This window comes from Methylobacterium oryzae, assembly GCF_021398735.1.
Classification (GTDB): domain Bacteria; phylum Pseudomonadota; class Alphaproteobacteria; order Rhizobiales; family Beijerinckiaceae; genus Methylobacterium.
The window spans coordinates 2,631,785-2,657,544 of sequence record NZ_CP090349.1 but is presented as its reverse complement, the minus strand read 5'-3'; the positions used below and the strand labels follow the sequence as shown (position 1 = coordinate 2,657,544).

At 70.9% G+C, this 25,760-nt stretch carries 17 protein-coding genes, 1 tRNA gene and 1 other annotated feature; of the genes, 6 read left to right on the top strand and 12 right to left on the bottom strand.

Annotation, left to right across the window (positions count from 1 at the left end; all coding sequences use genetic code 11):
* Positions 1-95 precede the first annotated feature (95 nt).
* Positions 96-2,021 (bottom strand): heavy metal translocating P-type ATPase, encoded by a 1,926-nt coding sequence (locus LXM90_RS12760; protein WP_234082813.1) that lies wholly within the window; start codon positions 2,019-2,021, stop codon positions 96-98.
* A 531-nt stretch (positions 2,022-2,552) separates the two neighbouring features.
* Between LXM90_RS12760 and LXM90_RS12755 the strand changes: the two genes are divergently transcribed.
* Positions 2,553-3,781 (top strand): IS3 family transposase gene (locus tag LXM90_RS12755; RefSeq protein WP_091713013.1). Its coding sequence is split into 2 segments (ribosomal slippage): positions 2,553-2,841 and positions 2,841-3,781, totalling 1,230 coding nucleotides; the frame shifts between segments, so codons are not numbered across the junction.
* Positions 2,834-2,950, top strand: a sequence feature (AL1L pseudoknot). Its footprint overlaps the gene before it by 117 nt.
* Before the next feature lie 371 nt (positions 3,782-4,152).
* Here LXM90_RS12755 and LXM90_RS12750 read toward each other — a convergent pair.
* From LXM90_RS12750 to LXM90_RS12730, 5 genes are all read right to left on the bottom strand, one after another.
* Positions 4,153-5,910 (bottom strand): site-specific integrase, encoded by a 1,758-nt coding sequence (locus LXM90_RS12750; protein ID WP_234082812.1) that lies wholly within the window; start codon positions 5,908-5,910, stop codon positions 4,153-4,155.
* A gap of 116 nt (positions 5,911-6,026) precedes the next feature.
* Positions 6,027-6,101, bottom strand: a tRNA-Gln gene (locus tag LXM90_RS12745).
* A gap of 82 nt (positions 6,102-6,183) precedes the next feature.
* Positions 6,184-7,761 carry an aldehyde dehydrogenase (NADP(+)) gene (locus LXM90_RS12740; protein ID WP_020095361.1) on the bottom strand — a complete coding sequence of 526 codons (1,578 nt, stop codon included), beginning with the start codon at positions 7,759-7,761 and terminating at the stop codon, positions 6,184-6,186.
* 59 nt (positions 7,762-7,820) lie between these two features.
* Positions 7,821-9,491 carry a thiamine pyrophosphate-binding protein gene (locus tag LXM90_RS12735; RefSeq protein WP_026605278.1) on the bottom strand — a complete coding sequence of 557 codons (1,671 nt, stop codon included), beginning with the start codon at positions 9,489-9,491 and terminating at the stop codon, positions 7,821-7,823.
* Between the two features lie 129 nt (positions 9,492-9,620).
* Positions 9,621-10,319, bottom strand: coding sequence for a GntR family transcriptional regulator (locus LXM90_RS12730; RefSeq protein ID WP_026605279.1), 699 nt, complete (start codon positions 10,317-10,319; stop codon positions 9,621-9,623).
* 192 nt (positions 10,320-10,511) lie between these two features.
* On the opposite strand from LXM90_RS12730, the gene LXM90_RS12725 reads away from it, so the two are divergent.
* The 4 genes from LXM90_RS12725 to LXM90_RS12710 all read left to right on the top strand — a co-directional run bounded on the left by LXM90_RS12725 (position 10,512) and on the right by LXM90_RS12710 (position 15,423).
* Positions 10,512-11,231 carry a ribonuclease activity regulator RraA gene (locus LXM90_RS12725; protein ID WP_012319094.1) on the top strand — a complete coding sequence of 240 codons (720 nt, stop codon included), beginning with the start codon at positions 10,512-10,514 and terminating at the stop codon, positions 11,229-11,231.
* Positions 11,232-11,312: 81 nt separating this feature from the next.
* Positions 11,313-12,620: an MFS transporter gene (locus tag LXM90_RS12720; protein ID WP_020095364.1), complete on the top strand. Its 1,308-nt coding sequence runs from the start codon at positions 11,313-11,315 to the stop codon at positions 12,618-12,620.
* Positions 12,621-12,636: 16 nt separating this feature from the next.
* Complete coding sequence (araD, locus tag LXM90_RS12715; protein WP_020095365.1) at positions 12,637-14,367, top strand: L-arabinonate dehydratase; 1,731 nt, start codon at positions 12,637-12,639, stop codon at positions 14,365-14,367.
* Between the two features lie 51 nt (positions 14,368-14,418).
* Positions 14,419-15,423 carry an SMP-30/gluconolactonase/LRE family protein gene (locus LXM90_RS12710; protein WP_020095366.1) on the top strand — a complete coding sequence of 335 codons (1,005 nt, stop codon included), beginning with the start codon at positions 14,419-14,421 and terminating at the stop codon, positions 15,421-15,423.
* 133 nt (positions 15,424-15,556) lie between these two features.
* Here LXM90_RS12710 and metH read toward each other — a convergent pair whose 3' ends face one another.
* From metH to LXM90_RS12695, 3 genes are all read right to left on the bottom strand, one after another.
* Positions 15,557-19,309 carry a methionine synthase gene (gene metH, locus LXM90_RS12705; protein WP_020095367.1) on the bottom strand — a complete coding sequence of 1,251 codons (3,753 nt, stop codon included), beginning with the start codon at positions 19,307-19,309 and terminating at the stop codon, positions 15,557-15,559.
* A gap of 292 nt (positions 19,310-19,601) precedes the next feature.
* Positions 19,602-20,522 (bottom strand): methylenetetrahydrofolate reductase [NAD(P)H], encoded by a 921-nt coding sequence (metF, locus tag LXM90_RS12700; RefSeq protein WP_020095368.1) that lies wholly within the window; start codon positions 20,520-20,522, stop codon positions 19,602-19,604.
* Between the two features lie 56 nt (positions 20,523-20,578).
* Positions 20,579-21,604, bottom strand: coding sequence for an ArsR/SmtB family transcription factor (locus tag LXM90_RS12695; RefSeq protein WP_020095369.1), 1,026 nt, complete (start codon positions 21,602-21,604; stop codon positions 20,579-20,581).
* A 198-nt stretch (positions 21,605-21,802) separates the two neighbouring features.
* On the opposite strand from LXM90_RS12695, the gene LXM90_RS12690 reads away from it, so the two are divergent.
* The gene (locus tag LXM90_RS12690; protein WP_020095370.1) at positions 21,803-22,384 is read left to right on the top strand and encodes a histidine phosphatase family protein; all 582 of its coding nucleotides are present in this window, start codon (positions 21,803-21,805) and stop codon (positions 22,382-22,384) included.
* A 3-nt stretch (positions 22,385-22,387) separates the two neighbouring features.
* Here the strand turns inward: LXM90_RS12690 and LXM90_RS12685 are convergent, their stop codons facing one another.
* From LXM90_RS12685 to LXM90_RS12675, 3 genes are all read right to left on the bottom strand, one after another.
* Positions 22,388-23,284, bottom strand: coding sequence for a bestrophin family protein (locus tag LXM90_RS12685; protein WP_020095371.1), 897 nt, complete (start codon positions 23,282-23,284; stop codon positions 22,388-22,390).
* Between the two features lie 112 nt (positions 23,285-23,396).
* Positions 23,397-24,335, bottom strand: coding sequence for an ROK family protein (locus LXM90_RS12680; protein ID WP_020095372.1), 939 nt, complete (start codon positions 24,333-24,335; stop codon positions 23,397-23,399).
* Positions 24,335-25,708, bottom strand: a complete 1,374-nt coding sequence (locus LXM90_RS12675) for a dicarboxylate/amino acid:cation symporter (protein ID WP_026605282.1) — start codon at positions 25,706-25,708, stop codon at positions 24,335-24,337. The genes LXM90_RS12680 and LXM90_RS12675 overlap by 1 nt, the downstream gene beginning before the upstream one ends.
* Positions 25,709-25,760: the final 52 nt, after the last annotated feature.

The following is a 25,760-nucleotide window of genomic DNA, read 5'->3' as shown; positions in this document are numbered from 1 at the left end:
TCCACCGTGCGCCGGTCCCAGCGCGGGAAGCCTGGCCCGGGGCGGATCGACCGACCTTGATCCAGCGCAAGCCCGCCGGTGCCGCTCCGCGGGCCTTACGGAAGGTCCGGGGCAGTCGATGCGTCGTGCGCGCGCCCGTCACCGGTGCCGCCGAGGGCGCGCATGGCGTTGAGGATCACGGCGACGTCGATGGCTTCCTGCAGGAGCGCTCCCTGCAGGGGTGATAGGTGTCCCAGGGCCGCCGCGACCATGCCGGCCAACGAGAGGCCGAGACCGACCCACACGCTCTGGAGCGCGATGGCGCGGGCCCGGTTGGCGATGCGGATGGCCCGTGACAGGGGCGCCAGGCTGTCGACCAGCAGGACGATGTCGGCCGCCTCGGCAGCCGCCGCCGCGCCCCGGGCTCCGAGGGCCACGCCGAGATCGGCGGCCGCCAGGGCAGGCGCGTCGTTGACCCCGTCGCCGACCATCATCACCGGTCCGTTCCGTCGCTCGGCTGCGACGGTCTCGGTCTTGGCCACAGGGTCGAGGTCGGCGACGACCGCGTCGACCGGCAGCCCGGCGACGAGCGCCTCCGCGACGGCCTGTCGGTCCCCGGTCGCGAGCACCACACGCTCGATGCCGCACGCGCGCAGTTCCCGGAGCGCGTTGCCGCCGTCCGCCCGCAGCGGATCGGCGAACGCCAACACGGCGGCCGGGGCGCCGTCGATGGCAATCAGCACCGTCGACGTGACCGCTGAGATGCTTCCTGGCTCGGCCGGTGCCGGGAAGCCGATTCCATGCATTTGCATGAGATGCGGCCCCCCGACGGCGACCGAGCGCCCCTCCACCGAGCCGGACACGCCTTCCCCGGGCATTTCCTCGACGCCCTCGGGTTGCGCAAGTGGCAGGCCGCGCCGGGCCGCCTCCTCGATCAGGGCCCGGGCCAGCGGGTGGCTGGAGGCCTGTTCGAGGGACGCCGCGAGCCTCAGGACCTCGCCTTCGTCGCGGGCGCCGAGGATGCGCGCGGAGGTCAACCGGGCGTTCCCGTGGGTGAGCGTGCCGGTCTTGTCGACCACCAGCACGCGGACCTTGGCCAACATCTCAAGGGCGCCGCCACCCTTGATCAGCACGCCGATGCCGGCCGCGCGCGAGAGGCCGGAGACGAGGGCGACGGGGACCGCCAGGATCAGCGGGCATGGGGTGGCGACGACCAGCACGGCCAGCGCCCGCAGCGGGTCGCCGGTGGCGAGCCAGGCGCCCCCGGCCAGCAGCAGCGTGAGGACGAGGAAGGCAAGCCCGTACCGGTCCGCCAGGCGTGCCATCGGTGCCTTCCGGGCTTGCGCCGCTTCCACGAGGCGGACGATCCCGGCATACGTGCTCTCGGCCGCGGGCCGCTCAGCCACCAAGGTGAACGGCGTGCCTGCGTTCACGGTCCCGCTCAGCACGAGCTCGTTCGCGATGGCGGTGACGGGCAGCGCCTCGCCGGTCAGACTGGACCGGTCGAGGATGGCGCGGCCCGCGGCGACCCGGCCGTCGACCGGTAGCACGTCGCCGACGCGCACCAGGATACGGTCTCCCGGGACAAGTGCCGCGAGGGGCACCTCCGTCAGCACCCCGCCGTCCTCGCGCAGGGCGGTCCGGGGCTGGCGCGCGATCAGCGCGGTCATCGCCCTGCCGGCGCGGCCGGACGCGTACGCCTCCAACGACTGGCCGCTGGCGTACATCAGAGCGATGACGGCGCCGGCTAGCGGCTGCGAAAGCGCGAGCGCGCCGCCCATCGAGAGCAGGGCGACGAGGTCGAGCCCAACGTCTCCCTTCGTCAGGCTCGTGACGACCTGGAACACCAGGGCTCCGAGGACCGCCAGGGTCGCGAGGATCCAAGCCGCCGTCGCGATGTCTGCCCGACCGAGGACCTGTACAGCCAAGCCGACACAGAGGCCGGCAAGCGGCAGGGCTGCAAGCCACCCGTGCACGCCCGGCATCCATCCGGCGGTCACCGGTCGATCCGTCCCGGGCGAGCTTAGGGCTGACTTCTTCATGTCTGCCCCTCCCGTTCGAGCCTACGAGATGAGGCCGGTCTGACTTTGCAGGCCTTGCGCTGGATCAACACGTCGCGGCGGGACCGCGGTGTTAACACCCACGGTAGGAGCCTGTCCGCATTTACAGCGGACCTGCTCCGCAGCGGACCGGCCGCTTTCGGCCAGACTACGCCACGCCGGATCGCCAACGCGCGCAGAACCGGACGTTCGACTTCGCGCCCATAACGGTCATTCATCACGCTTGGAAGACATCTCCGATGCGGACGCCTGGGAAGCTGGATCGACAGGTCGGAGTTGGCAAAGTCATGGGACCTTTGATGTTACAGCCCAGATAGCTTCTTGTTCTCCGAAGGTGGACCCTAACAGGCATCCAGAGCCGCCCTGTGCTGGAGGGATAGCAGCAGCAGTCCGCCTCCGCTGGCGTTCTCACGACTTCACTCGCGTGTTCCTGCTTACTGGCGCAACGCCCCACACAGTCGCCTGAATCGCCCCGGGATTTTCGGAGGCTCCAACTCTTGAGAGACTGGAGCCATGACGAAGCATACCCCACCCTTTTCCCCTGAGGTTCGCGAGCGGGCAGTCCGGCTGGCCCGGGAGCATGAGAGCGAGCACGGTTCGCAATGGGCCGCGATCCAGTCGATCGCGGCCAAAATCGGTTGCTCTGGCGAAACGCTGCGCAAGTGGGTCCGTCAGGCCGAGCGCGACCGGGGCGTGCGGGCCGGACCGACGACGGATGAGCGCGAGCGGATCAAGGCGCTGGAGCGGGAGAACCGCGAGCTCCGGCAGGCCAACGAGATCCTCAGGAAGGCGAGCGCGTATTTTGCCCAGGCGGAGCTCGACCGCCGGTTCCGGTCATGATCGCCTTCATCGACGATCATCGTGCGCTCTACGGGGTCGAGCCGATCTGCAAGGTTCTGCCGATCGCCCCGTCGACGTACCACGCCCATGCCGCGCGACGAGCCGATCCCGGGAGGCTGTCGGCTCGAGCCAAGCGGGACGCGGCACTCATGGTCGAGATCCGGCGCGTGTACGAGGCAAACTTCCGGGTCTACGGCGTGCGCAAGGTCTGGCGGCAGCTCGCCCGCGAAGGGATCATTGTGGCGCGCTGCACGGTGGTCCGGCTGATGCGAACGATGGGCTTGGCTGGCGTCGTCCGGGGGCGGAGGGTTCGCACCACCGTTCCCGATCCGGCGGCGGCCTGCCCGCTCGACCGGGTCAATCGACAGTTCAGGGCCGAATGCCCGAACCGGCTATGGGTGGCGGATTTTACCTACATCGCCACCTGGGGCGGCTTCGTCTATGCGGCCTTCGTGATCGACGTCTTCGCCCGCCGGATCGTGGGCTGGCGTGTGTCGCGCTCGGCCCGGGCCGACTTCGTGCTCGATGCCTTGGAGCAGGCCCTGCACGAGCGCCGCCCCTTCGCCGGCAGCGGCCTCGTCTGTCACTCGGATCGCGGATCGCAATATGTGAGCATCCGCTACACCGAGCGCTTGGCCGAGGCGGGCGTCGAACCCTCCGTCGGCAGTGTTGGCGACTCGTACGATAACGCTCTCGCCGAGACGGTGATCGGCCTGTTCAAGGCGGAGGTCATCCATCGACGCGGGCCGTGGCGGTCCTTTGAGGCGGTCGAGTACGCCACGCTGGAATGGGTGGACTGGTTCAACCACCGTCGGCTGCTCGAACCAATCGGCCACATCCCTCCCGCCGAGGCGGAGGCACGCTATTATGCCCAGGCCGAGGTCCAAGCCTTGGCCGCCTGAGCCAAACCAAACGGCCTCCGGAAAACCCGGGGCGATTCAGACGCTCGGCGGAGCTGGGGATAGGGATTCCCGTTGCCCCCTCTGCGAATTTACCCCCGGACGCAGATTTCTGCCGCGGCCGGCGGTCGCACCCATACGGGCTGGCCCGTCAAGCCGCGTCTGGTGTGGGACTCACGACCGCATTGGGTGGGCGCAGAGACGCTGCTGCCGTCCGTCCGCTTGACCGCGTGGCGGAAGCGCTGGCCGTGCCGATGGGGAAACTTTTCGTAGCGCCCCTGCCTGGGGCGCCGCCGCCTGCGCCGCTGCGGGGCGGACGCCGCCGCTAACCGACACCACGCTGCTGCCTTACGACGGGTTCGCCAAGCGCCGGCTTACCCCCGCGCGTCGGTGTGCAGGGCGGAGAGGTCCACCCCGATCGCGATCATCTCGATGGCGGTCCGCAATTGCGGCAGGGTTGAACGCTTGGTGTAGCGCGCCGTCTCGCCTGCCGTGGCGTGACCCGTGACGTGGTCGATCACCGCTGCGGCCACGCCTGCTTGGTGCATCAGCGTCGTCGCGGTGTGCCGGAACGAATGGAAGTCTAGGCCCGAGCGGTAGACCCCGACGTCGCGCCGGTAGCGGGTGAACCATTTGGTGAAGGCGTGGCCGAGCCGCGCGTCCGCCCCGCCCGGCTCGAGGTTGGGGAATACGCGCGCCTGCCTGACGCGACGTTGCTTGTCGACGTGGGCGAGGAAGCCGAGGCGGATCAGTTCGGAGTGGATCGGCACGCGGCGCACAGCGGTTGCGTTCTTGAGCTTCCGCGGGGGGCGGTCGTTGATGTCGATGAACCAGACGCCCTCGTCCTGCCGGATATCCTCGACGTGCAGCTGGCAGATCTCCTCCTGGCGCATGCCGGAGAACACGGCGATCAGCGGCAACCAGAACTTCTCGTCGCGCACGACGAGCGTGCCTCGGGTGGTGCGTCGAGCGGGAGACGCGCAGCCTGTCCAGATGGGGGTGGCGAACAGGCGAGAGAGCTCGTCCCTCTCCCACATGTCCCGCTGTTCACTCGCCTTGCGGCTGCTGGCGAAGCGGAAGCCCGAGAAGATGTTGGCGGCGGCCTGGTCTCGCGCCACGGCCGCGGTCCAGAGTGCAGAAAGCGCCGAGAAATGTCGCTTCACGGTTCGCTGCGTGATGGGGCGAGCGCGCCGGGCTTCCGGCAGTGCCTCGTGGAGTAACAGGATCGCTTCGACGGTGAGGTCGCGGTAGCGGGGATGCTTGCCATAGTCGTTCGGCAACCGTTCGACCCGGTCCCGGAAGTGGCCGACATCCTTGCGGCTGTAGGCGGCCAGTGGCCGGTCCCCGCAGACGTCAACGAACAGGCGGAAGGTCGCCCCGGCTTGGGCCGCCGTCTGCTTGTCCCAGGTCTGAGTGACGATCTGCGTGTTGCGGAAGGCGACGCCCACCGCCGATAGAAACTCGGACGGCTGCGGTGGCGTCGCCACCGGCTCAGTCCTCCGCGGTTCTGGCACGGTCTCGGGTGAGGCGGGCACCGGGGCCGCGTCGCGTGCGGCAAGCTGCGCCTTGAGCAGGCGGTCACGCGGCTCGTAGTTGAAGTCGCCCTCGAGGCGTGCCTTCAGCGCCTCGGCGACGTCGATGCCGGCGCGCAGCATGGCTTGTCGCGCCCGGGCGAGTTCGGTCGGATTGAGGTCGCTGCCCACGATGCCCTGCTTGCTGAGCATGTGGTTGGTGACGAAACCCGCCTCTTCGAGACGGTTACAGGCGAGTGCCTCGCGATTGCGCGCGGCCATCGTTTCGTACTGGACGACGCGGTGTTGTCGAAGCTCGTTCGTGATTGCGCCGTGCGTCAGGCGCCCCTGCCCATCCTGATCGAGGATCAGGCTGTAGAACTCCTGCACGAGGTGGGCGAGTTGGGCGTCGGTCAGCATCGGCGTCGCGCGGAGGGCTACGAACAGGCTCTCCGAGGCGAGGTATAACCGATAGGCCCACAGCTTGGCAGTGCGGGGGTTGGCGGTCGCGAGGCTGCGCACGAGTTCATTAAGCCGCAGCCTGGGTCGAAGGTCGTCCGGCACGCGCCGCCGGAAGTGGAAGACGCGCCCGCGCAGGACGACGTTGGCGATGTATCTCACCCCGCTCCCCCACCGCCCAGCAGGCGGCTTGTGTAGCAGCAGTGTGTAGCAACCGGCTCACCCTGCAGGGCGCCTGGCCGAGAAGCTTAACGAACTGAGGGGCTTAGCTGAATTGTTGGCTGGGGCGCCAGGATTCGAACCTGGGAATGGCGGTACCAAAAACCGCTGCCTTACCACTTGGCGACGCCCCAAGGTGAGCGGAGGCTGTCTAGACGCCGCGCCCGCCCCTGGCAAGCGGCGGATCGCGGCCGTCCGGCCCCTGCCCGAAGCGGCTCAGCGGCGCTCGGGCGTGCCGTCGATCCGGCGGGGCAGGCCCAGCGGGTTGGCGGCCTGGAGCGCCGCCGGCAGCAGGGCGTCGGGGACGTCCTGGTAGCTCACCGGCCGCAGGAACCGGTCGATCGCGAGGCTGCCCACCGAGGTCGTGCGCCCGTCCGAGGTCGCCGGGTAAGGCCCGCCATGCACCATGGCGTGCGCCACCTCGACACCGGTTCCGAACCCGTCCACCAGGATCCGGCCGACGCGGCGCTCCAGGAGCGGCAGCAGGTCCCGGGCGGCCGCGTGATCCTCCGGCGCGAGGTGCAGCGAGGCCGTGAGCTGGCCCTCCAGACGCTCCAGGACCGCCCGCATCGCGGCGAAGTCCGCGCAGCGCACCACGAGCCCCGAGGCGCCGAACATCTCCTCCTGCAGCTCGGGATCCGCCAGGAACACGTCCGAGTCCGCGGCGAACAGGGTCGCCCGGCCCTGGGTCGCCCCGCCCTCCGTGCCCTCGGCGATGCGGGTGACGGCGGCGTGGCCGGCCACCCGCGCCACGGCCTCGCGGTACGCGCGCTGGATGCCGGGCGTCAGCATGGTCGCGGCCGGGCTCTCGCGCAGGGCCGCGCCGGCCGCCTCGAGGAAGGCGTCGAGACCCGGACCCGGCAGCGCCAGGAGCAGGCCGGGATTGGTGCAGAACTGCCCGGCGCCGAGCGTCAGCGAGGCCGCGAATGCCTTGCCGATCGCGGCACCCCGCGCGGCGAGCGCGCCGGGGAACAGCAGCACCGGGTTGATGCTGCTCATCTCGGCGTAGACCGGGATCGGCGACGGGCGCCCGGCCGCGATCGCCATCAGGGCGGTGCCGCCCCGGCGCGAGCCCGTGAAGCCGACTGCCGCGATCCGGGGATCGGCCACCAGCCCCTGCCCGATCGACTGGCCGGCATCGAACAGCAGCGAGAAGGTCCCCTCCGGCAGGCCGCAGGACGCAACCGCCTTCTGGACGGCGCGGCCGACGAGCTCCGAGGTGCCGGGATGGGCGGGATGCGCCTTGACCACCACCGGGCAGCCCGCCGCCAGGGCCGAGGCGGTGTCGCCGCCCGCCACCGAGAAGGCCAGCGGGAAGTTCGAGGCGCCGAACACCGCCACCGGGCCGACGGCGATCCGGCGCAGGCGCAGGTCCGGACGGGGCAGCGGCTTGCGGTCCGGAAGGGCCGGGTCGATCCGCGCCTCGACGTAGCTGCCCTCGCGGACGACGCCGGCGAACAGGCGCAGCTGGCCGACCGTCCGGGCGCGCTCGCCCTCGATCCGCGGCCGGGGCAGCCCCGTCTCGGCCATGCAGCGGGTGACGAGGTCGTCCCCGATCTCCAGGATGTTCGCGGCGATCGCTTCCAGGAAGCCGGCCCGCGCCTCCGGGTCGGTCTCGCGGAAGGTGTCGAAGGCGGCCTCGGCGAGCGCGCAGGCCCGGTCGAGGTCGCCCCGGCTCGCGCCCGGGAAATCCGGCTCCAGGGCCTGTCCGGTGGCCGCCTCGACGGCCCGGAAGGCCGCCTCGGTGCCGCGCCGCGCCTCGGCGCCGATCAGGTTCTCGCCGCGCAGGGTCATGAGCTGCTCCTCTCGGTGGGGGTGCGGGCGGGCCGCACCGGGACGGCGCGCGCGGGCGGTCAGCCCCGCTGCGCCGCCAGGGCCTTCTCGCGGATGGCCGCGAGGGTCATGGTCGGGGTCAGCGCCTCGGGATCGACGAGGCAGTGGATCATGGCCGGCAGCCCGGAGGCGAGGCCGCGCTCGAAGGCGGGGGCGAACTCCTCGGTGCGCTCCACCCGTTCGCCGTGGCCGCCGAAGGCGCGGGCCAGCGCCGCGAAGTCGGGGTTGCGCAGCTCGGTCGCCGAGACGCGGCCGGGATACTCGCGCTCCTGGTGCATCCGGATCGTGCCGTACATGCCGTTGTCGAGCACCACCACCACGACGGCGATCCCGTACTGAACCGCGGTCGCGAATTCCTGCACGGTCATCATCACGTCGCCGTCGCCGGCCAGCGCCACGACGATCCGTTCCGGGCGGCTGCGCTTCGCCATCACGGCGGCGGGCAGGCCGTAGCCCATCGAGCCGGAGGTCGGTGCGAGCTGCGTGCCGAAGGCGCGGAACCGGTAATAGCGGTGGACCCAGGTGGCGAAGTTGCCGGCGCCGTTGCAGATCACCGCGTCCGGCGGCAGCCGCTGGCGCAGCCACGCGATCGCCGCGCCGTACTGGAACGCGCCGGGCTTCGGCTCAGGCGTCTCGGACCACGCGCGGTAGGCGGCATGGGCCTCGGCGGCGCGGCCGGTGCCGGTGGCCTCGAACTCCGGCAGGACCGCGCAGAAGGTCTCGGGCGCCGCCTCGATCGCCAGCGCCGGCTGGTAGACCCGGCCGAGTTCCGCCGCGTCGGCGTGGACGTGGACCAGCGGCAGGCCGGGATCGGGGATGCCGAGCAGGCCGTAGGATTGCGCCGGCATCTCGGAGAGGCGCCCGCCCACCATCAGCAGCAGGTCGGCCTCTCGGATCCGGGCGAGCAGCGCCGGGTTCGGCCCGATCCCGAGCTCGCCCGCGAAGTTCGGGTGGTCGGCGGGGAAGAGCTGGGCCCGCCGGAACGAGACCGCCACCGGCAGATCGTGGCGCTCGGCCCAGGCGGCCAGGGCGGCGACGGCGCCTTCCGTCCAGCGGGAGCCGCCGAGCAGCACCACCGGCCGCCGCGCCTCCGCCAGCATGGCCCGCAGGTGCGCGAGATCGTCCCCCGACGGGGCCGGCGCGGCCGGGACGACGCGCGGCGCGTCCGGCACGGCCGCGACGTCGTCGAGCATGTCCTCCGGCAGGGCGACCACGACGGGGCCCGGGCGGCCCTGCAGCGCGACCCGGAAGGCCCGGGCGAGGATCTCCGGGATGCGCGCCGCGTCGTCGATCTCCACCGCCCACTTGGCGACGCCGCCGAACATCTGGCGATAGTCGACCTCCTGGAAGGCCTCGCGGTCGCGCATGCGCCGGGCGATCTGGCCGACGAACAGGATCATCGGCGTCGAATCCTGGCGGGCGATGTGCACGCCGGCGGAGGCGTTGGTGGCGCCGGGCCCCCGGGTCACGAAGCAGATGCCAGGGCGGCCCGTGAGCTTGCCGGCGGCCTCGGCCATGATCGCCGCGCCGCCCTCCTGCCGGCAGACCAGCACGTCGATGCCGCTGTCGCGCAGGGCGTCGAGCACCGCGAGGTAGCTCTCCCCGGGGACGCAGGTCACGCGCTCGACGCCCTGCGCGCGGAGCTGGTCGACGAGCACCTGCGCGCCGGTGCGTGGGGGCAATCCGCTCAAGCCGTTCCTCCCTGGCGCTCGGGCCGCGTCCGGGGCATGGCGCCGGGATCGGCCGTGGATCCGCCCGCCGCTGAGATGCGTCTGATATCCCAGTCTCAGGATAGGGGCGGGTTCGGGGCGGTCAACCTGTCAGACCAGGGGGCGCCGGTCGAGGGCCCGGCGGGTCATCCGGTCGAGAAAGTCGAACAGCGTCCCGATCCCGGCAAGGGCCGCCTCCGCGTCGCGCGCCGCGATGCCCGACACGATCGCCGCGTGGATCGCCGCGCAGTCCGGGAAGCTCGCGGTCGGCTCGTAGGTGTACCAGAACCGTCGCGACTGCGCGTGCAGCGCCGCCATGGTGCCGGCGAGCGTCGGGTTGTAGGCGGCGCCGACCAGCCCCTCGTGCAGGGCGCGCTTGTGCCGGAAATACGCTTCCCGGTCGCGGGCCTCGGCGGTGCGGCGCAGCCCGCCGACGCGATCCAGCAGCCGCGCCATGTCGTCCTCGGTGCCCCGCGCGATGGCGCAGCGGGCCACGGTCTCGTCGAGGGGCCGCCGCACCTCCAGCAGCTCGAGGTGCCTGATGATGTCGACCTGGGTGACGAGGACGCCGCGGCGCGGGTGGACCTCCACGAACCCGATCGTCTTCAGCCGTGCCAGGGCCTCGCGGACCGGGGTCCGGCCGAGGCCCAGCTCCGCGCCGAGTTCGCCTTCGGAGACCATCGCGCCGGGCGCGAGGCGGCGGCTGATGATCATCTGCTCGATGGCGTCGTAGGCGGTCTCGGCGAGCGAGCGCGGCCTGCGCGCCTCCGCCGCCGAGGCGCTGCCGCCCGCAAAGTCCAATTCGGCCAAGGGCTTCCCCGTCGATCTCCGCTCGGGTCGGTCGCGACCCGCGCCGGTTGACAATGGCGCGGCGCCCCGTGTTACTCAAGAGCTGGGATATCAGTCCGCGCCCAGCGCGGACGGGAGCCAAGGCCGGCGCAAGCGACGCGTGATTGTCACCGTCCGCGGGTGCCGAGACCGAGGCCCGGGGAGGAGAAGCGGATGTCCGGGTTGTCCCCTGAGACGCGCGCCAAGCTGAAGACCGTCAGCACGGCCACGCTGATGACCGCCCTCTACAAGCGCGGCTTCCGCAACCAGATGATCCAGGGCGTGCTGCCCCTGAAGGCCGGCGGCCCGACGATGGTCGGCGAGGCCTACACCCTGCGCTACATCCCGGCCCGGGAGGACCTGAACCCGATCACGGTGTTCCGCGACCGCGCGCACCCGCAGCGCAAGGCCGTGGAGGAGTGCCCGCCCGGCGCCGTGATGGTGATCGACAGCCGGAAGGACGCCCGGGCCGCCTCCGCGGGCTCGATCCTGGCGACCCGGCTGATGGTGCGCGGCTGCGCCGGGCTCGTCACCGACGGCGGCTTCCGCGATGCCGACGAGATCGCCCGGCTGGAGATGCCGAGCTACCACGCGCGCCCGTCGGCGCCGACGAACCTCACGGTCCACCAGGCGATCGACATCAACGTGCCGATCGGCTGCGGCGACGCGCCCGTCTTCCCCGGCGACGTGATCGTCGGCGACGGCGACGGGGTGGCGGTGATCCCGGCCCACCTCGCTGACGCGGTCGCCGACGAGGCCGTGGAGATGACCGCCTACGAGGATTTCGTCACCGAGGAGGTACGCAAGGGCCGCACAATCCTCGGCCTCTACCCTGCCACCGACGAGCAGAGCCTCGCCGATTTCGCCGCCTGGCGGACGCGGACCGGCCGCTGAGCGTGCCGCACCGGCCCGCTCCGGCCCGGCCCGCGATCGGCAAAGGGCCGGGACGCGTCGGATTCGGCTCGGGGGGACGCCATGGCGGCGAGGTTGCGCGGGGGCGATGCGGCGCCGGAGATCGAGCGGCGGACGGTCGCCAAGGTGTCGCGGCGTCTGCTGCCGCTGATCGTCCTGATCTACTTCGTCGCCTACATGGACCGGACCAACGTGGGCTTCGCGGCGTTCGGGCTGAGCCGGGAGTTCGGGTTCTCCGCCACGGTCTACGGCTGGGCGGCCGGCATCTTCTTCCTCGGCTACGTCATCTTCGAAGTGCCGAGCAACGTCCTCCTGGAGCGCGCCGGGGCGCGGCTCTGGATCGCCCGGATCATGGTCACCTGGGGGCTGGTGGCGGGCAGCATGGCGCTCATCACCGGCCCGGCGAGCTTCCTCGCCCTGCGCTTCCTGCTGGGCGTGGCCGAGGCCGGCTTCTTCCCCGGCGTGATCCTCTACTTCACTTACTGGTTCCCGAAGCGGTACCGGGCGCGCGTGGTCGCCGCGCTGTTCCTCGCGGTCCCGGGCTCGAACGCCCTCACGGCGGTGATCTCGGGGGCGCTGCTCCAGCTCGACGGGGCGCTCGGCCTGCACGGCTGGCAGTGGCTGTTCCTCCTCGAGGCGGCGCCCTCGATCTTGCTGGCCTTCGCGGTCCTGGCGCTGATGACCGACCGGCCCGAACAGGCCGCGTGGCTCACGTCCGAGGAGCGATTGTGGCTCGGGACCGCGATCGCGGCGGAGCGGGACGGCACGGTCCGGGCCCACGGGCCCTTCACTCTGGGGCAGGTCCTGACCGACCGGCGCGTGCTCGCGCTGGGCGCGATGTACTTCAGCATCGGTACCGCCACCTACGGCATCACCTTCTTCCTGCCGCCGATCCTGAAGAGCCTGCACCTCACCGACTGGGAGACGGGGGTCGCGACGGCGGTGCCCTACGGCGTCGGGACCCTGGGCATGATCGCCTGGAGCTGGTCGTCGGACCGGCGCGACGAGCGCCGCTGGCACTTCGCGATCGCCGCGCTGGTCGCCGCCCTCGGCCTCGTCGTCTCCGGCCCCATGCTCGGCAGCCTCTGGGCGCTCGCGGCGATGTCGGTGGCCACGATCGGGCTCTATGGGAGCAAGCCCGCCTTCTGGGCGATGCCGGGGGAGTTCCTGGCCGGGCCCGCGGCCGCCGGGGGGATCGCGCTGATCAACGCGATCGGCAATCTCGGCGGCTTCGTCGGCCCCTACGTCCTGGGCTGGCTGAAGGATTACACCGGGACCTACGAGGCCGGCCTCTATTTCCTGGCGGCTTGCGCGCTCGCCGCCGCGGCGATCACGCTCGTCGCGGGCCGCCCGGCCGGGTCGAACGCGTGAGACCGGAGACAGAGCGATGACCGCGCGCAAGAAGACCCTGGAGGATCTGCGCAGCCAGCGCTGGTTCGGCGCCACCGACCTGCGCAGCTTCGGCCACCGCTCCCGCATGCTGCAGATGGGCTACGAGCGGGCGGATTTCACCGGCAAGCCGATCGTCGGCATCATCAACACCTGGAGCGACATCAACCCCTGCCACCAGCATTTCCGCGAGCGCGTCGAGCACGTGAAGCGCGGCGTCTGGCAGGCGGGCGGCTTCCCGATCGAGCTGCCGGCGCTGTCGCTGTCGGAGAACTTCGTCAAGCCGACCACGATGCTCTACCGCAATTTCCTGGCCATGGAGGTGGAAGAACTGCTGCGCCAGCACCCCGTGGACGGCGCGGTGCTGATGGGCGGCTGCGACAAGACCACACCCGGCACGGTGATGGGCGGGATCTCCATGAACCTGCCGATGGTGTTCCTGCCGGCGGGACCGATGATGCGCGGCCATTTCGGCGGGACGATCCTGGGCTCGGGCTCGGATGTCTGGAAGTACTGGGCCGAGAAGGAGGCCGGGAACATCACCACGCAGGAATGGAACGACATGGAGGCGGGCATCGCCCGCTCCGCCGGAACCTGCATGACCATGGGCACGGCCTCGACCATGACGGCGATCACCGAGGCCCTGGGGCTGTCCCTGCCCGGCTCGGCCTCGATCCCGGCGGCCGACGCCGACCATCCGCGCATGGCCGGCGCCTGCGGCCGGCGCATCGTCGAGATGATCTGGGAAGACCTGAAGCCGTCCGACATCCTCGACCGCCGCTCGGTCGACAACGCGCTGGTGGTCCACAACGCGCTCGCCGGCTCCACCAACGCGATGATCCACCTCGTGGCCATGGCCGGTCGGGCCGGTATCCCGGTCAAGCTCACCGAGTTCGACGAGTTCGCCCAGAAGGTGCCGGTCATCGCCAACCTCCGGCCCTCGGGTCAGTGGCTCATGGAGGATTTCCACATCGCGGGCGGCATCCGCGCCCTGATGGCGCGCCTGTCCCCCCTCCTTCACCTCGACGCCCGCTCGGTCACCGGCGGAACGATCGGCGACGGGCTCGCCGGCATGCGGGTGTTCAACGACGACGTGATCCGCCCGCTCGACCGACCGATCGTGGCCATGGGCGGGACCGCGATCCTGTACGGCAACCTCGCCCCGGACGGCTGCGTGATCAAGCCGCCGGCCGCCGACCCGCGGCTGCTGCAGCACACCGGTCCCGCGCTGGTCTTCGACAGCTACGACGCGATGAGCGCGGCGGTGAACGACCTCGACCTCGACGTCACGCCCGACCACGTGATGATCCTGCGCAATGCCGGCCCGATCGGCGGCCCCGGCATGCCCGAATGGGGCATGCTTCCGATCCCGAAGGTCCTGCTCCGGCAGGGCGTGCGCGACATGGTCCGCATCTCGGACGCGCGGATGAGCGGCACGAGCTACGGCGCCTGCATCCTGCACGTGGCGCCGGAATCGGCCGCGGGCGGCCCGCTCGCGGCCGTGCGCGACGGCGACCTCATCACCGTGGACGTGCCCGGGCGGCGGATCCACCTGCACCTCGACGACGCCGAGATCGCGGCGCGGGTGAAGGCGTTCCGGCCGCCGGACCGGTCTTATCCGCGGGGCTACAACCGGCTGTTCGCCCAGCACGTGCGGCAGGCCAACGAGGGCTGCGACTTCGACTTTCTGGAGGGCGCCGGGGGGATCCCGGAACCCGAGATTCACTGACCGGCCCGAGCCGTCGGCAACAGGCGGCGGGCCCCATCACAGGGAGGTAACATGGTGACGATCGCGCGCAGGGGCCTGCTCGCCGGAGCGGCCCTGCTCGGCGCCGCGCGGGCGGCCGGGGCGGGCTGGGAGCCGTCGCAGCGGGTGCCCGACCCGGCCGTCGAGATCCTCGACCCGGCCTTCGCCAAGTACCGGCTCGCCTCGGCGACGGTCGAGCGGGTCGCCACGGGCTTCCGCTGGGCCGAGGGGCCGGTCTGGTTCGGCGACATGGGATCGCTGCTGTTCAGCGACGTGGTCAACGACCGGATCATGAAGTGGGAGGAGGCGTCCGGCGCGCTCTCGGTGTTCCGCAAGCCGTCGAACTACGCCAACGGCAACACCCGCGACCGGCAGGGCCGGCTGATCACCTGCCAGCACAGGACCCGCAGCGTCACCCGCACCGAGCATGACGGCACCATCACCACGCTGCTCGACCGGTTCGACGGCAAGCCGCTGAACTCGCCGAACGACGTGGTCTGCCATTCCGATGGGGCGATCTGGTTCACCGATCCGGCCTTCGGGCCGAACCCGCACGAGTCGATGGCGGCGCCGGAGCTACCGGGCTACATCTACCGGATCGATCCGAAGACGGGACAGGCCAGCGTCGCGGTTGAGGGCGTGGCGGGGCCGAACGGCCTGTGCTTCTCGCCGGACGAGTCGAAGCTCTACGTGATCGAGGCCCGGGCGAAGCCCAACCGCCTGATCCGCGTCTACGACGTGGTCGAGAACGGCACCAGGACCGCCAACGGCCGCGTCTTCTACGATGCCGGGACCGGCACGCCGGACGGCTTTAAGGTCGACGTCGACGGCAATCTCTGGTGCGGCTGGGGGATGAGCGAGGCCGAGGACGGGGTCATCGTGCTCTCGCCTCAGGCCAAGCTGATCGGCCGGATCCGCCTGCCGGAGCGCTGCGCCAACCTGTGCTTCGGCGGACTCAACCGCAACCTGCTGCTGATGACGTCCACGCACTCGGTCTATTCACTGTACGTGAACACGCGGGGTGCGGGGACCTGCTGAGGTTGGATGGGCGGCTCGCGCCGCCCTGCCGTCCTTGCGAGAGGAGCGAAGCAATCCAGGGGCGTCACGCCGACAGATGTCGTGCGGCCCTGGCTCGCTTCGCTACGCTCGCGATGACGGTGGTGCCCCGCCCCTACTCCGCCGCCTGCGGCATGTACCGCGTCGGATCGTAGTTCAGGATCGGGCCGAGCCAGCGCTCGACGTCGCGGACATCCATCCCCTTGCGGGCGGCGTAATCCTCGACCTGATCCCGCTCCACCTTGGCGACGCCGAAATAGTGCGCCTCCGGGTGGGCAATGTAGATCCCCGATACCGAGGAACCCGGCCACATCGCGTAGGACTCGGTGAGCTTCACGCCGATCCGGCTCTCCGCCTTCAGCAGGTCGAACAGGGTGGTCTTCTCGGTGTGGTCGGGCTGGGCCGGGTAGCCCGGGGCCGGGCGGATGCCGTCGTACTTCTCCAGCACCAGCTCCTCGGGGGCGTAGGCCTCGTCGGACGCGTAGCCCCAGAACTCCTTGCGCACCCGCTCGTGCATCCGCTCGGCGAAGGCCTCGGCGATGCGGTCGGCGAGCGCCTTCACGAGGATCGCCCGGTAATCGTCGTTGGCCCGCTCGAACCGCTCGGCGATCCGCACCTCCTCCAGGCCCGCCGTCACCACGAAGCCGCCGACATAGTCGGCGATGCCGGTCTCGGCCGGCGCCACGAAGTCCGACAGGCAGGTGTTCGACCGGCCGTCGCGCTTCGAGAGCTGCTGGCGCAGGCCGTGGAAGGTGGCGAGCCGCTCCGACCGGCTCTCGCCCGTGTAGAGCGCGATGTCGTCGCCGACGCTGTTGGCCGGCCAGAAGCCGATCACCGCCTTCGGATTGAACCAGCGCTCCTCGACGATCTGCTTCAGCATCGCCTGCGCGTCCTCGTAGAGGGCGCGGGCGGCCGGGCCCTGCTCGGGATCGTCCAGGAGCGCCGGGAAGCGGCCCTTGAACTCGTAGGTCTGCAGGAACGGCGTCCAGTCGATGTAGGGCACGAGGTCGGCGACCTCGTAGGAGCCGTAGACCCTCGTGCCGGTGAAGGAGGGCTTCGCCGGCTTGTAGCCCGACCAGTCGATCTTGAACGCGTTGGTCCGCGCCTTGGCGAGCGGCAGCCGTTGCTTGTCGGCCTCCGAGCGCCTGTGGGCGTCGGCGACCTTGGCGTACTCGGCCCGGACCTTCTCGATCGTCGGCCCACGGGTCTCCTTCGAGATCAGGCTCGACACCACGCCGACCGCGCGGCTCGCGTCGGTGACGTAGACCGCCTGACCCTTGGCGTAGGCCGGGTGGATCTTCACCGCCGTGTGGACGCGGCTGGTGGTGGCGCCGCCGATCAGCAGCGGCACGTCGAGCCCCTCGCGCTCCATCTCGCCGGCCACGTGGACCATCTCGTCGAGCGACGGGGTGATCAGGCCCGACAGGCCGACGATGTCGACTTTCTCGGTCTTGGCGGTCTCCAGGATCTTGGCGGCCGGCACCATCACGCCGAGATCGATGATCTCGTAGTTGTTGCAGGCCAGCACGACGCCGACGATGTTCTTGCCGATATCGTGGACGTCGCCCTTCACGGTCGCCATCAGCACCTTGCCGGCGGCCTGGCGCTTGCCGTCGCCGCCGTTGGCGCGCTTCTCCTCCTCCATGAACGGCTCGAGATAGGCGACCGCCTGCTTCATCACCCGGGCTGACTTCACCACCTGCGGCAGGAACATCTTGCCGGAGCCGAACAGGTCGCCGACCACGTTCATGCCGGCCATCAGCGGGCCCTCGATGACGTGGAGCGGGCGCTCGGCTGAGGCCCGCGCCTCCTCGGTGTCGGCCACGATGTACTCGGTGATGCCGTTGACCAGCGCGTGCTCGATCCGCTTCTCGACCGGAGCCTCGCGCCAGGTCAGGTCGGCGGTCTTGGCCTGGGCCGAGGCGCCGGTCTTGAAGCGCTCGGCGGCCTCCAGCAGGCGCTCGGTCGAATCCTCGCGGCGGTTGAGGACGACGTCCTCGCACAGCTCGCGCAGCTCCGCCGGGATCTCGTCGTAGACGGCGAGCTGGCCGGCATTGACGATGCCCATGTCCATGCCGGCCTTGATGCAGTGGAACAGGAACACCGCGTGCATGGCCTCGCGTACCGGCTCGTTGCCGCGGAAGGCGAAGCTGAGGTTCGAGACGCCGCCCGAGATGTGGGCGTGCGGCAGGGTCTCGCGGATCGTGCGGGTCGCCTCGATGAAGGCCACGCCGTACGGATTGTGCTCTTCGATGCCCGTGGCAACGGCGAAGATGTTCGGATCGAAGATGATGTCCTCGGGCGGGAAGCCGACCTGCTCGGTCAGGATCCGGTAAGCCTTGGTGCAGATCTCGACCTTGCGCTCGTACGAATCGGCCTGGCCCTGCTCGTCGAAGGCCATCACCACCACGGCGGCCCCGTAGGAGCGGCAGATCTTGGCGGCTTCGACGAACTTCTCCTCGCCCTCCTTCATGGAGATCGAGTTCACGATCGGCTTGCCCTGGATGCACTTGAGGCCGGCCTCGATCACCTCGAACTTCGAGGAATCGACCATCACGGGCACCCGGGCGATGTCGGGCTCGGCGGCGACGAGGTTCAGGAACTCGACCATCGCCTTCTGTGAGTCGAGCAGGCCCTCGTCCATGTTGACGTCGATCACCTGGGCACCGGCCGCCACCTGATCGCGGGCGACGTCCAGCGCCGCCGCGTAGTCGCCGTTGGTGATGAGCTTGCGGAACTTGGCCGAGCCGGTGACGTTCGTGCGCTCGCCCACGTTCACGAACGGGATTTCCGGCGTGAGCACGAAGGGCTCGAGGCCCGACAGACGCATCAGGCGCGGCACCTCGGGGATCGGCCGCGGCGCCTTGCCGGCCACCGCTTCGGCGATGGCACGGATGTGGTCCGGGGTGGTGCCGCAGCAGCCGCCGACCATGTTGACGAGGCCGGATTCGGCGAACTCGCCGACCAGCTTGCCCATCGCCTCCGGGCTCTCGTCGTAGAGTCCGAACTCGTTCGGCAGGCCGGCATTCGGGTAGGCGCAGACGAGCGTGTCGCAGATCCGCGCCAGCTCGGCGATGTGGCCGCGCATCTCGCGCGCGCCCAGCGCGCAGTTGAGGCCGAAGGTCAGCGGCTCGGAATGGCGCAGGGAGTGCCAGAAGGCCGCCGGGGTCTGGCCCGACAGGGTGCGGCCCGAGAGATCTGTGATCGTGCCGGAGATCTGGATCGGCAGGCGGATGCCGGTCTCGTCGAAGACCTGCCACGCCGCCGCGACCGCCGCCTTGGCGTTCAGCGTGTCGAAGATCGTCTCGATCAGGATCAGCTCGGCGCCGCCGTCGATCAGGCCGCGAACCTGCTCCACGTAGGCCTGCTTGACCTGGTCGAAGGTGACCGCCCGGAAGCCCGGGTTGTTCACGTCGGGCGAGATCGACAGGGTGCGGTTCGTCGGGCCGATGGCACCGGCCACGAAGCGGCGGCGGCCGTCCTTCTCCTCGGCGAGCTTGGCCGCCTCGCGGGCGAGCCGCGCTCCTTGAGCGTTCAGCTCGTGGATGATCGACTCCATTCCGTAATCGGCCTGGGCGATGGTGGTGCCCGAGAAGGTGTTGGTCTCGCAGACGTCGGCGCCGGCCAGGAAGTAGTCGAGGTGGATCTGCCGGATCGCGTCGGGCTGGGTCAGGATCAGCAGGTCGTTGTTGCCCTTCTGATCGTGCCCGTGATCCTTGAACCGGTCGCTGCGAAAGTCCTCTTCCGAGAACTTCAGGCGCTGGATGACGGTGCCCATCGCCCCGTCGAGGACGAGGATCTTCTCCGCGGCGCGCTGGCGCAGGGCCTTCGCGATCTCGGTGCCGTCGACGGGGGCAAAATCGGTCATCGTGCGTCCTGTCAGATCACCTCGTCCTGAGGTGCCGGAGCGAAGCGGAGGCCTTGGAGGCCTCCAGATATCTCGGTGTTCCCTGGAGCCCTCCTTCGGGGCCGCTCACGCGGCCCCTCAGGACGAGGTGGAGGGGGATCTTCGGTCTCTCGTGCGTGCCCTGGCTGCTGTCTCGGACACAAGCCGTCTTTGCGAGCGCAGCGAAGCAATCCAGCCGCGCCACGCTCACGGATGTCGCGCTACCCTGGGTCGCTTCGCTGCGCTCGCGATGACGGACCGCGGCCCCGAGAATTTAAGCCGCGGCCTTCGCGGCCGCCAGCTTCGGCGCCTGGGCGCGCAGGCCGAGCAGGTGGCAGATCGCGTAGACCAAGTCGGAGCGGTTCATCGAGTAGAAGTGGAAGTCGTTGACGCCCTCGTCCACGAGGTCGAGCACCTGCTCGGCCGCCACCGCGCCGGCCACGAGCCGGCGGGTCTCGACGTCGTCCTCCAGCCCCTCGAACCGGGCGGCCAGCCAGTAGGGCACCGAGGCGCCGGTGCGGCGGGCGAAGTTCGCCGCCTGCTTGAAGTTCTGCACCGGCAGGATGCCCGGGATGATCGGGATCGTGATCCCGGCGGCCCGGACCTTGTCCAGGTAGCGCAGGTAGATCTCGTTCTCGAAGAAGAACTGGGTAATCGCCTGGTCGGCCCCGGCATCGACCTTGGCCTTCAGGGCGTCGATGTCGGCGTCGAGGGAGGCCGCCTCGGGGTGCTTCTCAGGATAGGCCGAGACCGAGACCTTGAAGTCGCCGATCCGCTTGATCCCCTTCACCAGCTCTGCGGTCGAGGCGTAGCCCTCCGGGTGCGGCCGGTAGGCGTGGCCGACACCCTCGGCCGGGTCGCCGCGCAGCGCCACGATGTGGCGCACGCCCGCGTCCCAGTAGGACTGGACCACCGCGTCGATCTCGTCGCGAGAGGCGTCCACGCAGGTGAGGTGGGCGGCGGGCTTGAGGCCGGTCTCGCGGACCATGCGGGCGACCGTGTTGTGGGTGCGCTCGCGGGTGGAGCCGCCGGCGCCGTAGGTCACCGAGACGAAGCTCGGCTGCAGCGGCGCGAGGCGCTCGATGGAGTTCCAGAGGATCTTCTCCATCTCGTCGGTCTTCGGGGGGAAGAACTCGATCGAGACGCGGATCGGGTGGTAGCCGTCGCGGCTGGCGCGGTGTGTGGAGCGGCGCATCGGGGTCTCGTCCTCTATGTCGGTCGGTTCAGACGAAGTCTGCGGAGGTCAGTGTCTCAGGCGACGGCGCGCTGAGGCTGTTCTGTGTCGGTGTCGGCCAACCCGTCCTGAGCCAGCCCGTCCTGGGCCAGCCAGAGGGTGACGGTGAGCTGGCCCGACTCGCGCGGCGTCAGATCGCGGGTGGCGACCGTCGCGAGGCCGGCTTCGGCGAGCCAGCCGGAGACCTGCTCGGCGGAGAAGCCGAGGCGCCGGTGGGCCTGCCCGGTGCGGAGGAATTCCAGCTCGTGCGGCGCGAAGTCCACCACCAGCAGGCGGCCGCCCGGCGCCACGAGCCGCGCGGCCCCGCGGAGCGCCCGGGCCGGGTCGTCGAGATAGTGCAGCACCTGATGGACCACGACGAGGTCGAAGCTCGCCCGCGCGAAGGGCGGCGCGTGGATGTCGCCCTGCCGCAGGTCCACCCTTGCCAAGCCCTGGCGCTCCAGGTTGGCCCGGGCGACGGACAGCATGGCGTGGCTCGAATCGAGCCCGGTGGCGCGGCCGGCCCGGGGCGCCAGCAGGCCGAGCATCCGGCCGGTGCCGGTGCCGAGATCGATCAGGCTGCCGATCGGGCGGTCGCCCAGGGCGTCGAGCACCGCGGCCTCCACGATCGCCTCGGGCACGTGCAGGGAGCGCAGCTCGTCCCATTTGGGGGCCAGCCGGGCGAAGAAGGTCGTGGCGGCATCCGCCCGCTGCGCCCGGACGGCGTCGAGGCGCGCGCGGTCCTCCGACAGGGGCGGCGCGGTCCGGTCGAGACCGGACAGGAGCGGGTCCGCCAGGCCGGCGCGGGCGTCGGACAGCCGGAAGAACGCCCAGGCCCCCTCGCGGTGGCGCTCGACCAGCCCGGCCTCCACCAAGAGCTTGAGGTGGCGAGAGATCCGCGGCTGCGACTGACCCAGGATGTCGGTGAGGTCGGACACCGACAGTTCCCCCTCGACGAGCAGCGCCAGGATGCGCAGGCGCGTCTCCTCCGCGGCGGCACGCAGGACGCCCAGGGCTTCCGGAAAGGGGATCGACCCCGCTTCTTGCCTGCGTTCGATAGACATAAAGATATGTTTATGTCCGTTTTCCCGCGGGCGCAAGCACGATCTTGATCGGGTCCACGTCGGCGCGTGACGGCTCCCGACGGCATTGCCGAACCGATGAGACCGAAGCGCGGCGGCGGCGTTGATGGCAGGGTCGATGACTGGATCGATGACTGGATCGATGACAGGGCCGCGGACCGCGTGCCCGGGGAGGCACGCATGGCCGAGAGCCCGTTCCCGCAGATCACGCTGGTCCGCCACGGCGAGACCGCCTGGAGCCGGTCCGGTCAGCATACCGGGCGCAGCGACATCCCCCTGACGCCGGAGGGTGAGGACGCGGCGCGCGCCCTCGCACCGCGCCTGGCGCGCCGCGCCTACGCGGAGGTGTGGTCGAGCCCGTCGGGCCGGGCGGCCACGACCTGCGCGCTGGCGGGCTTCGGCGACCGCCGCGCGATCGATCCGGATCTCGCGGAATGGGATTACGGCGCCTACGAGGGCCGGACCACGAAGGCGATCCTGGCCGAGCGGCCGGACTGGCGGCTGTTCCGCGACGGCTGCCCCGGCGGCGAGACGGCGGCGGATGTCGGTGCCCGCGCGGATCGGGTCATCGCCCGGGCCCGCGCCCGCGACGCCGACCTCATCGTGTTCTCCAGCGCACACCTTCTGCGCGTGCTCGCAGCGCGCTGGATCGGCCTGGAGCCGCGGTGCGGCGCGCTCCTCGTCCTCGGCACCGCGAGCGTCTCGGTGCTCGGCTACGAGCACGACCGCACCGAGCCGGTGCTGCGCGCCTGGAACGGGTAGGCGCTAGCGCAGCCAGTACCCGTCGGGCGCCAGCGCCTGGGGCATCGGCTCGCCGAGGGCGTGGTGGACGATGCGGTCCACGGCGCGGACCATGGCGTCGAGGGGCAGGTCGTTGGGCTCGGTGCCGAACGGCTCCTCGAGCTCGTCCCCGAGGGCGTCGAGTCCGAAGAACGTGTAGGCCACGAGCGCCACCACGATCGGAGTCGCCCAGCCCAGGGCGCCGGTGAGGCCCACCGGGAGGAGCAGGCAGTAGAGCCACGCGGTCCGGTACACGAGCAACGTGTAGGCGAAGGGCAGCGGCGTGTTGGCGAGCCGCTCGCAGGCGGTGTGCACGCCCGACAGCGCCTCGATCCGGGCCTCGAGGATGCCGAACTGGATGTCGCTGAGCCGGCCCGCGCGCGTCAGCGAGGCGAGATCGCGGGTGATGGCGGCCAGGACCGAGTCGGTGGGGTTCGGGCCGGACAGGTCCGATCCCGGGCTCGTCCGGTCGACGGCGGCGGCCTCGTCCAGGTCGCGCAGCCGGGCGTGGAGGCCGTGCGCGAAGGCCGACAGGCGCCGGAGCTGGAGCGCGGCCTCCCGCTCGGGCAGCAGGGCCGGGAGGGCGCGGGCGAGGTTGCGCACCTCGCCGATCAGGTTGCCCCAGTGCTTCCGGGCCTCCCACCAGCGCTCGTAGCAGGCGTTGTTGCGAAAGCTCAGGAAGATCGAGAGGGCGAGGCCGACCACGGTGAACGGCGTCACCCCCGCGCTGACCGGGAACAGCGCGGGCCACCGCGATTCCGCCCACACCACCGCGCACGAGACCGCGACGATCCCCGCGAGCTTGGGCGCCACCCGCGGCACGATCGAGCCGCGCAGGGTGAACAGCAGGGTCAGCAGGTTGGGCCGGGTGCGGACGATCATCGGGACTTCGGCGATGCGGTGCTGCCGTCCTGCCCTGCGCCCTCCGGTCCCGCAACCGACGTCTCTGTGAGCTCGGCAGTTCGATCGACCAAGGCCGGGCCGCGGACGGGTCTCAGACGGTCTCCGCCTCCCAAAGCCACGCCGCGCCGCGCACGCCCGACGCGTCGCCGTGCAGGCTCGCTCGCACGGGCGTGTCGAAGGCGTCGGAGAAGACGTGGGGGGCGATCGCCGCCGGCAGGCCCGCGATCAGCTCCGGGATGCGCGACAGGCCGCCGCCGATCACGATCACGTCCGGGTCGAGGAGGTTCACCACCTGGGCGGCCGCACGCCCGAGGCGCTCGAGGTGGACGGCGAGCGTCTCCCGCGCCGCCGGGCTTCCGGCGCGGGCCTCGGCGACGACCGCCTCGGCGGTGAGGTCGCCGCCGTGCCGCCGCGCGTGGTCGGCGGCCAGCCCGGGACCGGACAGCCAGGTCTCGACGCAGCCCCGGCGGCCGCAATAGCAGGCGGCGCCCGGCCGCTCGTCGTCGCGGGGCGCCGGCAGGGGGCCGTGGCCCCACTCGCCCGCGATGCCGTTGCGGCCCGTGAGCACCCGACCGTCGAGGGCGATGCCGGACCCGACGCCGGTGCCCAGGATCACCGCCCAGACCACGCGGGCCCCGGCGCCGGCGCCGTCGATCGCCTCCGACACCGCCAGGCAGTTGGCGTCGTTCTCGATCCGGAGCGGGCGTTCCAGGCGCGCGCCGAGATCGGCCGCGAACGGGTGTCCGTTGAGCCAGTGCGAGTTGGCGTTGCGCACGAGGCCCGTCGCCGGGGACAGGCTCCCGGGCATGCCGATGCCGACGCTGCAGGGCGTGCCGGCCTCGGCCTCGAGACGCAGGACGAGGTCGGCCACGGCCTCGACGGTGGCCCGGTAGGCGCCCCGCGGGGCGGGCATCCGCGCCTCGGCCAGGGTCGACCCGTCCCGGCCGAGCACGATCCCGGCGATCTTGGTGCCGCCGAGATCGATGCCGAGGCGCGGGCGACCCGCGTTCTTCGCCGTCGGCGATCCCATCACTCGGCGGCGGCGACCTTACTGTCGGTGCCCATCGGCTGCGGCGACTCGTCGGCGATGTGGGTGCCGATGGCGACCGGGTGGGCCATCACCTCGTTGAGCTTGGCGACGTCGAGCTCGCCTTCCCAGCGGCTGACCACCACGCAGGCGACGCCGTTGCCCACGAGGTTGGTGAGCGCGCGGCACTCGGACATGAACTTGTCGATGCCGAGGACCAGGGTCATGGCGGCGACCGGCACCGGGCTGTTGGGGATCGCCGAGAGCGTCGCCGCCAGGGTGATAAAGCCGGCACCCGTGACGCCCGATGCGCCCTTCGAGGTCAGCATCGCCACCAGGATGATGGTCGCGTACTGGCTGATCGACAGGTCCACGCCCACGGCCTGCGCCAGGAACAGCGTCGCCAGCGTCATGTAGATGTTGGTGCCGTCGAGGTTGAACGAGTAGCCGGTCGGGACCACGAGGCCGACGACCGAGTCCGAGGCGCCGAGGCGGCGCATCTTGGTCATGAGCTGCGGCAGCACCGTCTCGGAGGACGACGTGCCGACCACGATCAGCAGCTCGTCCTTGATGTAGGCGAGGAAGCGCAGGATCGAGAAGCCCGCGACCCGGGCGATCGTCCCGAGCACCACGAGCACGAACAGGATCGCCGTGATGTAGAAGGTGCCGACCAGCCACGCGAGGTCGTAGACCTTCTGGATGCCGTACTCGCCGATCGTGAACGCCATGGCACCGAAGGCACCGACGGGGGCGAGCTTCACGACGATGCCGATGATCCGGAAGAAGATCTGGCCGGCGGTGTCGATCGCGTGGTTCACCGAGGCCGCGCGCTCGCCGAGATTCGTCACCACGACGCCGGTGAGGATCGAGATCAGCAGCACCTGCAGCAGGTCGCCGGTGGCGAAGGGGTCCAGGAAGCTCTTCGGGATGATCGCCAGGATGTGGGCGACGGTGGAATCGGCGGCCGCCTTGCTGGCGTAGGTCGCGACCTTGCTGGCGTCGAGCTTCGACGGGTCGGCGTTGAAGCCGGCGCCGGGCCGGATCACCTCGCCGACGATGACGCCGATCAGCAGCGCGATGGTGGACACCACCTCGAAGTAGACCAGCGCCTTCAGGCCGACGCGGCCGACCTTCTTCAGGTCGCCAATCGACGCGATGCCGTGGACGATCGTGCAGAAGATGATCGGCGCGATCATCATCTTGATCAGGCCGATGAAGGCGTCGCCGAGCCACTTCATCGACTTGCCGGTGGCCGGGTCGTACCAGCCGAGCAGGACGCCGAGCGCGATGGCGATCAGCACCTGGATGTAGAGCACCTTGTACCAGGGCTCGCGGGGCGCTGCGGCGGGAGCCGTCGCCTGGATTGCCTGTGCCATGTCCATCCCGTGCGACGACCGCGCACCCTCCCGATTTGCCGGCACGCTAGCG

Bases quoted from the DNA above. Each gene is read 5' to 3' on its own strand.
- LXM90_RS12680 (WP_020095372.1), bottom strand. From the start codon at position 24,335: ATGGGATCGCCGACGGCGAAGAACGCGGGTCGCCCGCGCCTCGGCATC.
- LXM90_RS12690 (WP_020095370.1), top strand. From the start codon at position 21,803: ATGGCCGAGAGCCCGTTCCCGCAGATCACGCTGGTCCGCCACGGCGAG.
- LXM90_RS12720 (WP_020095364.1), top strand. From the start codon at position 11,313: ATGGCGGCGAGGTTGCGCGGGGGCGATGCGGCGCCGGAGATCGAGCGG.
- LXM90_RS12725 (WP_012319094.1), top strand. From the start codon at position 10,512: ATGTCCGGGTTGTCCCCTGAGACGCGCGCCAAGCTGAAGACCGTCAGC.
- LXM90_RS12695 (WP_020095369.1), bottom strand. From the start codon at position 21,604: ATGTCTATCGAACGCAGGCAAGAAGCGGGGTCGATCCCCTTTCCGGAA.
- LXM90_RS12710 (WP_020095366.1), top strand. From the start codon at position 14,419: ATGGTGACGATCGCGCGCAGGGGCCTGCTCGCCGGAGCGGCCCTGCTC.
- metH (WP_020095367.1), bottom strand. From the start codon at position 19,309: ATGACCGATTTTGCCCCCGTCGACGGCACCGAGATCGCGAAGGCCCTG.
- LXM90_RS12760 (WP_234082813.1), bottom strand. From the start codon at position 2,021: ATGAAGAAGTCAGCCCTAAGCTCGCCCGGGACGGATCGACCGGTGACC.
- araD (WP_020095365.1), top strand. From the start codon at position 12,637: ATGACCGCGCGCAAGAAGACCCTGGAGGATCTGCGCAGCCAGCGCTGG.
- LXM90_RS12740 (WP_020095361.1), bottom strand. From the start codon at position 7,761: ATGACCCTGCGCGGCGAGAACCTGATCGGCGCCGAGGCGCGGCGCGGC.
- LXM90_RS12685 (WP_020095371.1), bottom strand. From the start codon at position 23,284: ATGATCGTCCGCACCCGGCCCAACCTGCTGACCCTGCTGTTCACCCTG.
- LXM90_RS12675 (WP_026605282.1), bottom strand. From the start codon at position 25,708: ATGGCACAGGCAATCCAGGCGACGGCTCCCGCCGCAGCGCCCCGCGAG.
- metF (WP_020095368.1), bottom strand. From the start codon at position 20,522: ATGCGCCGCTCCACACACCGCGCCAGCCGCGACGGCTACCACCCGATC.